The sequence below is a fragment of the Brevibacterium sp. genome, from assembly GCF_052105255.1.
Lineage (GTDB): Bacteria > Actinomycetota > Actinomycetes > Actinomycetales > Brevibacteriaceae > Brevibacterium > Brevibacterium linens_B.
This window is the reverse complement of the sequence record NZ_JBQDYQ010000079.1, coordinates 1-10,457: the sequence shown is the minus strand read 5'-3', so window position 1 is coordinate 10,457 and position 10,457 is coordinate 1. Positions and strand designations below refer to the sequence as shown.

10 protein-coding genes are annotated in these 10,457 nt (G+C 64.4%); 4 read left to right on the top strand and 6 right to left on the bottom strand.

Annotated elements, in window-relative coordinates:
- The 5 genes from ACTIIH_RS14915 to ACTIIH_RS14895 all read right to left on the bottom strand — a co-directional run.
- On the bottom strand, nucleotides 1-312 hold a 312-nt coding region (locus ACTIIH_RS14915; protein ID WP_441452683.1), incomplete at its 3' end, for a cbb3-type cytochrome c oxidase subunit I.
- Entirely contained in the window at nucleotides 309-1,181 is an 873-nt protein-coding gene (gene ctaC, locus ACTIIH_RS14910; protein ID WP_441452682.1) for an aa3-type cytochrome oxidase subunit II, read from the bottom strand. The genes ACTIIH_RS14915 and ctaC, both read right to left, overlap by 4 nt.
- A 110-nt stretch (nucleotides 1,182-1,291) precedes the next feature.
- Complete coding sequence (aat, locus tag ACTIIH_RS14905; RefSeq protein ID WP_441452681.1) at nucleotides 1,292-1,963, bottom strand: leucyl/phenylalanyl-tRNA--protein transferase; 672 nt, start codon at nucleotides 1,961-1,963, stop codon at nucleotides 1,292-1,294.
- Nucleotides 1,964-1,992: 29 nt separating this feature from the next.
- Nucleotides 1,993-2,346, bottom strand: a complete 354-nt coding sequence (locus tag ACTIIH_RS14900; RefSeq protein ID WP_025778316.1) for a HesB/IscA family protein — start codon at nucleotides 2,344-2,346, stop codon at nucleotides 1,993-1,995.
- A 79-nt stretch (nucleotides 2,347-2,425) separates the two neighbouring features.
- Nucleotides 2,426-3,802, bottom strand: a complete 1,377-nt coding sequence (locus tag ACTIIH_RS14895; protein ID WP_441452680.1) for a dipeptidase — start codon at nucleotides 3,800-3,802, stop codon at nucleotides 2,426-2,428.
- 23 nt (nucleotides 3,803-3,825) lie between these two features.
- On the opposite strand from ACTIIH_RS14895, the gene ACTIIH_RS14890 reads away from it, so the two are divergent.
- On the top strand, nucleotides 3,826-4,437 hold the full coding sequence (locus tag ACTIIH_RS14890) for a DUF3043 domain-containing protein (protein ID WP_441452679.1): 612 nt from the start codon (nucleotides 3,826-3,828) through the stop codon (nucleotides 4,435-4,437).
- On the opposite strand, the gene ACTIIH_RS14885 is transcribed toward ACTIIH_RS14890, so the two are convergent.
- On the bottom strand, nucleotides 4,412-5,518 hold the full coding sequence (locus ACTIIH_RS14885) for a quinone-dependent dihydroorotate dehydrogenase (RefSeq protein WP_441452678.1): 1,107 nt from the start codon (nucleotides 5,516-5,518) through the stop codon (nucleotides 4,412-4,414). The two genes, ACTIIH_RS14890 and ACTIIH_RS14885, sit on opposite strands and share 26 nt — an antisense overlap.
- A gap of 122 nt (nucleotides 5,519-5,640) precedes the next feature.
- On the opposite strand from ACTIIH_RS14885, the gene ACTIIH_RS14880 reads away from it, so the two are divergent.
- The 3 genes from ACTIIH_RS14880 to sucB all read left to right on the top strand — a co-directional run.
- Nucleotides 5,641-7,116, top strand: a complete 1,476-nt coding sequence (locus ACTIIH_RS14880) for a leucyl aminopeptidase (protein ID WP_441452677.1) — start codon at nucleotides 5,641-5,643, stop codon at nucleotides 7,114-7,116.
- A 153-nt stretch (nucleotides 7,117-7,269) separates the two neighbouring features.
- A complete protein-coding gene (gene lpdA / locus ACTIIH_RS14875; protein ID WP_441452676.1) occupies nucleotides 7,270-8,658 on the top strand; it encodes a dihydrolipoyl dehydrogenase in 1,389 nt (462 codons plus the stop codon).
- Between the two features lie 21 nt (nucleotides 8,659-8,679).
- The coding region (gene sucB, locus ACTIIH_RS14870; protein WP_441452675.1) for a 2-oxoglutarate dehydrogenase, E2 component, dihydrolipoamide succinyltransferase at nucleotides 8,680-10,457 on the top strand (1,778 nt) is incomplete at its 3' end.

The following is a 10,457-nucleotide window of genomic DNA, read 5'->3' as shown; positions in this document are numbered from 1 at the left end:
CGGCATGATGACGTTGGCGAAGCCGGCGAACAGCGGGGTGGCGAACATCAGCAGCATCAATGTGCCATGCATGGTGAACAGCTGGTTGTACTGTTCTTTGGTCTCCACGATCTGCATCCCGGGCTCGAAGAGCTCGAGGCGGATGATGAGCGCCATCACACCGCCGACGCAGAAGAAGAAGAACGAACCGATGAGGTACATGTACCCGATCGTCTTATGGTCCGTCGACGTGATCCAGTCGACGATGATCTTGCCCTTGCTCCGTGGAACTACCGCGGCATCAAGAGCCGCCTGATCCATCGTGGCGGTCATTTCTCAGCACCTTCTTTCGGGTACCAGTTGCGATCGTACTCCGGTCCCAGCTGGCCTGTGTTGCCCTGATCGGCAAGCGACTGCGTGTAATCCTGGAATTCTTCCTTGGACACGACCTTGACGTTGAACAGCATCTCCGAGTGGTATTCGCCGCACAGCTCGGCACACTTGCCCACGTACTCGCCTTCCTTCTCGGCACGCAGATGCAGGCTCTGGTCATGCCCGGGGATCATGTCGCGCTTCTCGAGGAAGGCGGGGACCCAGAAAGAGTGGATGACGTCACGGGCGTGCAACCGGATCTCCAGGTCGGTGTCGACCGGGAGGTAGAGGACGGGAGCGGTCTTCTCGGGCTCCGGGGTGCCGTCGAGCGCGACCTGAGTCCCGGAGTAGTAGACGTCTTCGGTCTCGTAGTTGAAGTCCCAGGCCCACTGCTTGGCAGCGACCTCGATGACCTGCTCACCGGGGGTCGTGTCGTCAATCGTCTTCTCCATGACCTGGACGTTCTGGAAGAAGAACCCGAGGACGAGGACGACCGGAGTCACCGTGAAGAGGATTTCGATCGGCATGCTGTAGCGCATCTGCACCGGCAGTCCGCGATCGTTCTTGCGGCGGCGGTAGGCGACCATGGCCCACAGGATGAGGCCCCACACGATGAGGCCGACAATGAGAAGGGCGATCCAGCCACCGTTCCACAGCGCTGTATAGGCATCCGTGTGGTTCGTCGCGCCTTGCGATTCGACGGGAAAAAATCCTGTGGCGATCTGCTCTTTCGTGCAACCCGATAGCAACGCCGGTATCAACACGGCGCTCAGAATGCCGAGCCGCTTCGCCCAGGACCGCTGCGGTCCTGACTGATTCGGAGAATCCACGTGCAGCCTTTCACAACGTTCTGCGTCTCCAGGTCAGGCCGAGAGACGTGTACTTACTCTGTCAGTCATAAGACTACCGCTACACGCGGTAGAAATTCACCTGCAGATGTTCATTTGTTGAGAATATGCTGACAGAGACTGCCCGTGAGCGCGGATTCTAGGTGCGCGGAGTATTCGAGGCCGCTGATCTCCGACACGCCGAGGCTCGCGAGATGTGATGTCTGCCACTGGGTGTCGATGAGCCAGTCCCTCTGTCCCGCTTCCGCCGAGGTGGACCGGCTTTCTCCGCTGACGACGTCGGTTCCGTCGAAGAGTCCGACGAGGTGGGCCAACGCCGCCTTCGATGCATCCCGCTGAGTGTGGAACATCGATTCGCCGGCGAAGAACGAACCGATGGCGACTCCGTAGAGCCCTCCCACGAGCTCATCGTCCTTCCAGACCTCGACGGAATGGGCCCAGCCGTCCTCGTGGAGACCCGTGTAGAGCTCGATCATCTCCTCGGTGATCCAGCTTCCCGTCCGTCGCGGGTCGGCACATGAGCGCATGACGTGGATGAATGCGCGGTCGGTGGTGAAGGTGAAGTGCTTCATCGACTTGCGCAGGCTCTTCGTCACGCGCAGGTCACCGGGAAACAGGACACCACGGCGTCGCGGCGCCCACCATCCCATGCGACCGGCACCGCCGTGGCCGACTCCCATCGGGAAGAGTCCGGCCCGATACGACAAAAGGACCTGGGACTGCGTCGCCGTGAACGACACGGCACGCAGATCTTCCAGGTCCATGAGAAGCGGTCCTCCTCAGCCGAGGCTGATCAGTGGAACGAGTCTCCGCAGGCGCAGGATCCGCCGGCGTTGGGATTGTCGATGGTGAAGCCCTGCTTCTCGATGGTGTCGGAGAAGTCGATGGTCGACCCGCTCAGGTAGGGAACACTCATCCGGTCGACGATGACCTCGACACCGTCGAAGTCGCGGACGGCGTCCCCGTCGAGGAAGCGCTCATCGAAGTAGAGCTGGTAGATCAGCCCGGAGCATCCGCCAGGCTGGACAGCCACGCGCAGGCGCAGGTCGTCACGACCTTCCTGCTCGAGCAGGCTGCGGACCTTGTCGGCAGCGGTCGACGACAGCTCCACCTCGTGGGTGGCTTCGGCTTTTTCGGTCACAGTCATGGTTTCTCCTTCTCGCGTTCCTGTCCCCAGGCTACACCGGGGACAACATCCGTGCTCGGGAACCTATTCCCCACATCTGTCATGATCGGTCGCCGAGGCGCTGCAGCAGCAGTGCTTCGGCGACGATCGCGGCCTTGAAATCGGGCAGGTAGAGCGATTCGTTGGCGCTGTGTGCCCGGGCGTCCGGGTCCTCGACGCCCGTGACGAGGATCGACGCGCCGGGGAACACGTCGAGCAGGTCTGCGATGAAGGGAATCGATCCGCCGATGCCCATCGTCACCGATTCGGTACCCCAGGCATCGGTGAGCGCCTGACGCGCGGTCCGCACGACGGGGTCGTCTTCATCGGCCCGCCAGGGGCTGCCGCCCTCGGTCTCACCGATGGTCAGCTGTGCGCCGAAGGGCAGGTTCGCCCGCAGATGCTCTTCGACGGCCTTGACCGCAGAGGCGGGGGTGTCCCCGGGCGCGAGTCGGATCGAGAGCTTGGCCTTGAGCGAGGACTGCAGGGTGTTCGACGAGACCGCCACATCGGGGATGTCGAGGCCGATGACCGTGATCGACGGCTGGGTCCACAGGCGGGAGGCCAGGGTGCCCGTGCCGATGAGCTCGGTGTCCGCGAGCACTCCGGAGTCGGTGCGCAGGGTCGCCTCGTCGTAGTCGATGGCCGTCTCCGTGTCCGCGTGCAGACCGGCGACCGCGACGGAGCCGTCGTCGTCATGGAGAGTGGCCAGCAGCTTCGTCATCGCGAGCATCGCATCCGGCGCCACTCCCCCGTACATTCCCGAATGCACGGCATGGTCGAGAGTCGAGACCTCGAATTCGACGGCGCACATTCCGCGCAGGCTCGTCGTCAGGGCCGGGATGCCCGCAGCCCAGTTGCCGGAGTCGGCGACGACGATGACATCGGCGCGCAACCGATCCCGGTAGGTCTCAAGGAAGTTGCGGAAGCTCGGGCTGCCGGCCTCTTCCTCGCCTTCGAAGAAGAGGGTCACACCCACATCGAGGCGGTCGGCCAGCAGCCGCAGAGCCGTGAGATGGACCATGATCCCGGCTTTGTCATCGGCGGCTCCGCGTCCGAAGAGACGATCGCCCCTGCGGGTGGCGACGAAAGGTTCGGTGTCCCACTCCTCGGCGCGTCCGGGCGGCTGCACGTCGTGGTGGGCATACAGAAGGACCGTCGGGGCGCCCGCGGGCGCCGGCACCGAGGCGACGACGGCCGGGTACCCGGGGGTTCCGTCGGGCTGGTCGGCGCTGAGGATGTCCACGTCGAGGCCGAGCTCGCGCGCCGAGCCGGCGACCGCCTCGGCGCTGGCGGTGACATTCACGGCGTCGAAGCTCGGCCAGGCGACCGAGGGAATGGCGACGAGATCCGAGAGATTGCCGAGGACCTCCTCGAAAATGGTGTCCAATTCGGCATGCAGTTGTGCACTGTCAAGTGCTGAAGTCGATTCGCTCATTCTCCAAAGGTAGTATTCATCTCGTGTTCGGAAGCAAAAAATCTCGCGCGGACGACGAAACCGCCGCCTCTCAGCCAGTCCATGACGACCCCTCCGCAGAAGCCGACGCCCGTCGTGAAGCGGAGGCGAAGAAGGGGCGGCCCACGCCCAAGCGCAGCCAACAGGAGTCTGCGCGCCGTCAGCCCTTGGTGAACAAGGATCGCAAGGTTGCGAACAGACGAGCCAAGGAGCAGCAGCGGCAGGAGCGTGATCGCGCGCGCATCGGAATGATGAACGGTGAGCAGAAGTATCTCACCCGCCGTGACAAGGGACCGCAGCGACGGTACATCCGCGACTACATCGATGCCCGCTTCTCGGTCGGGGAGATCTTCATCCCGGCCGCGATCCTCATCCTCGTCATCGCATTCACGCAGCCGGTCCAGATCCAGCAGTACTTCACCTACGCCGTCTGGGGCCTCATCGCACTGATCATCCTCGACGGGTTCGTGCTCAACTACATCCTCAAGAACCGACTGCGCAACAAGTTCGGCGAAGTCGAACGGGGAATCACCTTCTATGCGGTCATGCGCAGCATCCAGCTGCGTCCGCTGCGCATGCCCAAACCGCAGGTCAAGCGCCGCCAGTACCCCGAGTGAGCAGTCGGCTCGGCTCGAGGCCGCGAACGATGCGGCCGGGGAAGAACGGACCGGAGTAGATCATCTCCGAATAGACCTGAACCAGATCGGCGCCCGCGGCCACTCGAGCCCGGGCGTCTGTCGCATCCGCGACTCCCCCGACGGAGATGACGGTGAGCTCATCACCCACGTGACTCTTCACCAGGCGCAGCACCTCGAGTGAGCGTGCGGCCACGGGACGTCCGGAGATGCCGCCGGCCTGACCTGCGGCGAGTTCCGCCTCGTCACCGGTCAGCACGGACCGGTCGATCGTCGTATTCGTCGTGATGAGCCCGTCGACGCCGGTGCGCAGGGCGAGGTCGCAGATCTCAGCGACATCCTCATCGGCGAGATCCGGGGCGATCTTGACCAGCAGGGGCACATGACCCAGCGACGAGCGCGGGCGCTCGACCACCTCGGCAGCGGTGTCGCGGACGGCGGTGATGATCGGCTCCAGGCTGCCCACCGACTGCAGATCCCGCAGACCCGGAGTGTTCGGCGAACTGACATTGATCACGAGGTAGTCGGCCAAGGGAGCCAGCGCCCGGGTCGAAGCGGCGTAGTCGGTCACCGCGTCGGCCGCCTCGACGACCTTCGTCTTGCCGATGTTGATGCCCACGATCGGACGCAGACGCGGCGGGAGGGATTCGATCTTCGCCCGTTCGGCGGCGACGTTGAACGATGCCTGCCGGGCTCCGTCGTTGTTGAACCCCATCCGATTGAGCAGGGCGAGGTTCTTCCGCAGACGGAACAGCCGCGGACGATCATTGCCCGGCTGAGCATGAGCGGTGATCGTTCCCACCTCGATATGGCCGAAGCCCAACGCCGACAGCGCACGGACCCCCACGCCGTTCTTGTCGAATCCGGCGGCCAGGCCGACGCGGTTGGCGAAGGGCAGTCCCATGACCTCGACTGGCCGGACGGTGCCGCGGGCACAGACGAAGCGGAGCAGACGCCCGAGCAGAGGTATGGAATCCAATACCCGCAGAGCGGTGAACGAGAGGTGATGGGCCCGTTCGGCGTCCATCGGAACGAAGACGAGTCTGAAGATCAATGAGTACACGCTCTCAAGAATATGCCAGAGTCGGCCATCGCATCAGCCGGCGCGTGCCCGACCGCTTCAGCAAGTCGGCGTGTTTGGCATTAGGATCGAATCAACGTTCAACGACGACTGAAAGGGAACTCATGGCTGGTGCATCCACCCTCAGCAGCTACTCCACGACCTCACCGGTGAAGGCCACCGCCTCCGTACTGGTGCTGGCGGCAGCGGATTCGACGGTCCTCGGACTCGAAGGCGCGAAGGCGGCGAAATCCGCTCTCGACGACGCCGCGTTGGCCATCGGGTTCAGCGGAAAGGCCGGATCCACCGCTCGTGTTCCCGCTCCGAAGGGCATCGCCGCGAACTCCGTGCTGCTCGTGGGGCTCGGCAATTACGATGCCGACGACACCGATGTCGCCGCCACGGCCGAATCGCTGCGCCGAGGCGCGGGTGCCGCACTGCGCGCGCTGGATGGAGCCGAGTCGATCGCTCTGGCCCTGCCCGCCGCCACTCCGGCCGAAGTCGAAGCGGTCACAGTCGGCGCCGGACTCGGCGCCTACCGCTTCCTCGACTACCGCGGCGAAGGCAGGACGCCGGGAGCCATCACCGTCATCGGCCCGAAAGGCAAGACCTTCGCCGCGGCCCATGACGCCGGCGACGTCATCGCCGCAGCGACGAGCAGGGCACGCGACCTCGTCAACACGCCCCCGCTGGATCTCTACCCCGAGTCCTACGCAGAGATCGTCAAGGACCAGGCCAAGGACCGCAAGCTCAAGGTCACCGTCCTCGGCGAGAAGGAACTCAAGGCCGGAGGATACGGCGGACTCATCGGTGTCGGCCAGGGTTCGACCCGCGGGCCGAGGCTCGTCAAGGTCGAATACGCACCGCGCGGAGCGAACCGCCATCTCAGCTTCGTCGGCAAGGGCATCACCTTCGACTCCGGCGGAATCTCGCTCAAACCCGCGAAGAGCATGGAGGACATGAAGTCCGATATGGCCGGTTCCGCGGCCGTCGTGCAGGCGCTCTTCGGCATCGCCGACCTCAAACTGCCCGTGCGGGTCACCGCGTGGCTTCCGCTGGCCGAGAACATGCCCGGATCCTCGGCGCAGCGTCCCAGCGATGTGCTGAAGATGCGCAGCGGCAAGACCGTCGAGGTCACGAACACCGATGCCGAAGGCCGACTCGTCCTCGCCGATGCACTCACCGACGCCGGGGAGGAGAACCCGGACCTGCTCATCGACGTGGCCACCCTCACCGGTGCGCAGATCGTCGCACTCGGCGAACGCACCTCCGGCGTCATGGGCACCGAAACCGCACGGGCGGAGGTCATCGCCTCGGCATCCGTGGCCGGTGAGCAGATGTGGGCGATGCCGATCCCCGAGGAGATGCTCTCCGGGTTCGACTCCACCGCCGCCGATCTCACGAACTCCGGACCGCGCCCCGGCGGCATGCTCGCCGCAGCCGCGTTCCTCCGGGAGTTCGTCGGTGAGGATGCGAACTGGGCGCATATCGATATCGCCGGACCGAGCTTCAACGGGTCCGCACCATTCGGCTACACGCCGAAGGCCGCGACCGGAGCCGCGGTGCGCACCCTCATCGAAATCGCGAAGGCACAGGCCTGAGCACAATGGTTGTACACGCTGTCGAGGGCAACGTGATGATGCCCACCTGTGTCCAATCAGACAGCGTTTTTCTTCGCCCCGGCCAAGAAAAGTGGAAAGATAAGACTGAAAGCTGCGTACTGCAGGCTTATTCACAGCTACGAGGAGAAATCCGTGAGTGACGAATTGACCTACGACCTTGTCGTTCTGGGCGGCGGAACCGGTGGCTATGCCGCTGCTCTGCGAGCCGCAGAGCTCGACATGAAGGTCGCTTTGATCGAACGCGACAAGGTGGGAGGCACCTGCCTGCACCGCGGCTGCGTGCCGACGAAGGCTCTTCTGCACGCCGCAGAAGTCGCCGACTCCGCCAAGCACTCCGAGACCTTCGGCATCGAAGCCGAGTTCAAGGGGATCGACATCACCAAGGTGCTCGAGTACAAGGACGGCGTCATCACCCGCAACTACAAGGGTCTGCAGGGTCTGGTCAAGGCTCGCGGAATCGACACCTACTTCGGCACCGGCAAGCTCGTCGGCAAGGACACCGTCGAGGTCACCGGCGAAGACGGCAGCCACACCGTCAAGGGAACGAACGTTCTGCTCTCGACCGGTTCGACGTCGAAGACCATCGGACTCGAGATCACCGACCGCGTGATCACGAGCACCGAGGCGCTTGAACTCGACAAGGTCCCCAACTCCGCCATCGTGCTCGGCGGCGGCGTCATCGGCGTCGAGTTCGCCAGCGTCTGGAACTCCTTCGGAGCCGACGTCACAATCGTCGAAGGCCTCAAGCACCTCGTCGCCAACGAGGACGAGACCATCTCGAAGAACCTCGAGCGCGCCTTCAAGAAGCGCAAGATCAGTTTCAAGCTCGGAGTCATGTTCAAGGGAGTCGAAGAGACCGCTGACGGTGTCAAGGTCACCCTCGAAGACGGTTCGACGCTCGAAGCCGAGTACCTCCTCGTGGCCGTCGGCCGCGGACCGGTCACCGAGGGCTTCGGCTTCGAAGAGCAGGGCATCCCGATGGATCGCGGATTCGTCCTGGCCAACGAACGTCTTCACACCGGCGTCGGCAACATCTACGCCTGCGGCGATATCGTCCCCGGACTCCAGCTGGCCCACCGTGCCTTCGGTCAGGGAATCTTCATCGCCGAGGAGATCGCCGGCCTCAACCCGGCACCGGTCGTCGAATCCGGCATCCCCCGTGTGACCTACTGCGAACCCGAGATCTTCTCCGTCGGCCTCTCGTCGGCTCAGGCCGAAGAGAAGTACGGCAAGGATCAGGTCGAAGCCCTCGAGTACAACCTCGGCGGCAACGGCAAGTCCGTGATCCTGAACACGACCGGCCTGATCAAGGTCATCCGCGAAAAGGACGGTCCGGTCGTGGGCGTGCACGGCATCGGCGCGCGTCTGTCCGAGCAGGCCGGTGAGGCACAGCTCATCGTCAATTGGGAAGCATTCCCCGAGGAAGTCGCGCAGCTCATCCACGCGCACCCCACGCAGAACGAAGCGCTCGGCGAGGCCCACCTGGCCCTGGCCGGAAAACCCCTGCACTTCCACTCATAAGATCCGAGGAGACGAAAACTCATGTCGAATTCCGTTCAGATGCCGGCTCTCGGAGAGTCGGTCACCGAGGGCACTGTCACTCGCTGGCTCAAGGAAGTGGGCGAAGAAGTCGAGGTGGACGAGCCGTTGCTCGAGGTTTCGACCGACAAGGTCGACACGGAGATTCCGAGCCCGTATGCCGGCACCCTCGAGAAGATCCTGGCCGAAGAGGATGACGTGGTCGAGGTCGGCGGCGACCTCGCCTATATCGGCGACGGCAGCGGCGCGTCCTCCGACGAGGAAGCACCGGCCGAGGAGCCTGCTGAGGCTCCGGCCGAAGAAGCCCCTGCTGAAGAGGCTCCCGCTGACGAAGCACCGGCAGCCGATGAGGCACCGGCGGAGGAATCCGCTCCGGCCGCATCCGGTTCCGATTCGTCCGAAGGCACCGAGATCACGATGCCCGCGCTCGGCGAGTCCGTCACCGAAGGCACCGTGACCCGTTGGCTCAAGGACGTCGGCGAAGAGGTCGAGGTCGACGAACCTCTGCTCGAGGTCTCCACCGACAAGGTCGACACCGAGGTCCCCTCCCCCGTCGCTGGAGTCGTTCAGGCTCACCTCGCAGACGAGGACGACACCGTCGAGGTCGGAGCGCCTCTGGCTCGCATCGGTTCCGGTGCCCCGTCCGAATCCGCACCGGCCGAGGAAGCCCCCAAGGAAGAAGCTCCCGCCGAGGCTGCCCCCAAGGAAGAAGCTCCCAAGGAGGACGCTCCTGCCGAAGAGGCACCGAAGCAGGAGCCTCCCAAGGAGGAGGTGCCGAAGCAGGAGTCGGCTCCCAAGCCGGCCGCAGCCGCGTCGGCGCAGTCGGCTTCTGCCGCTCAGGCCGAAGAGCCTGTGGACGCCGCTGCCCAGGCCCCTGCCGCCGCCGACACCGTGGGCGAAAACGCCGCCTACGTCACTCCGCTCGTGCGCCGCCTGGCTCGCGAGAAGGGTGTCGACCTCTCGCAGGTCACCGGCACAGGAGTGGGCGGACGCATCCGCAAGCAGGATGTCGAGGCAGCGGCGAAGAGCGCTCCGGCCACAGCCCCCGCGGCACAGTCCGCCGCACCGGCCGCAGCTTCCAAGGCTCCGTTCAAGGTCGAGATCCCCGAGGAAGTCGCGAAGCTGCGCGGCACCACGGAGAAGGCTTCGCGCATCCGCCAGACCATCGCCAAGCGCATGAGCGAATCCCTCGATGTCTCTGCACAACTCACGCAGGTCATCGAAGTGGATATGTCTCGCGTCGTGAAGCTGCGCAAGGCCAACAAGGAAGCATTCCAGGCCAAGCACGGTTCGAAGCTGACCTATCTGCCGTTCTTCGCAAAGGCCATCGTCGAGGCGCTTCAGGTGCACCCGAAGGTCAACGCCCAGTACGATCTCGACTCGCAGCAGATCACCTACTTCGATCACGAGCACCTGGCCGTCGCGGTCGACACTCCGCGCGGACTGCTCGTTCCCGTGATCAAGGATGCCGGTGACCTCAGCGTCGCGGGTCTGTCCAAGGCCATCGACGATGTCGCTGATCGGACCCGCAACAACAAGATCATGCCCGATGAGCTCTCGGGCGGAACCTTCACAGTGACCAACATCGGTTCCGTCGGCGCGCTGTTCGACACGCCGATCATCAACCAGCCGCAGATGGGCATCATCGGCACGGGTGCGATCGTGCGTCGTCCCATCGCCGTGAAGACGGCCGACGGCGACGAGGCGATCGCCATTCGTGACATGGTGTACCTGCCGTTGACCTACAACCACCAGCTGGTCGACGGTGCGGATGCGGGACG

Bases quoted from the DNA above. Each gene is read 5' to 3' on its own strand.
- ACTIIH_RS14880 (WP_441452677.1), top strand. From the start codon at position 5,641: ATGGCTGGTGCATCCACCCTCAGCAGCTACTCCACGACCTCACCGGTG.
- ACTIIH_RS14900 (WP_025778316.1), bottom strand. From the start codon at position 2,346: ATGACTGTGACCGAAAAAGCCGAAGCCACCCACGAGGTGGAGCTGTCG.
- aat (WP_441452681.1), bottom strand. From the start codon at position 1,963: ATGGACCTGGAAGATCTGCGTGCCGTGTCGTTCACGGCGACGCAGTCC.
- ACTIIH_RS14895 (WP_441452680.1), bottom strand. From the start codon at position 3,802: ATGAGCGAATCGACTTCAGCACTTGACAGTGCACAACTGCATGCCGAA.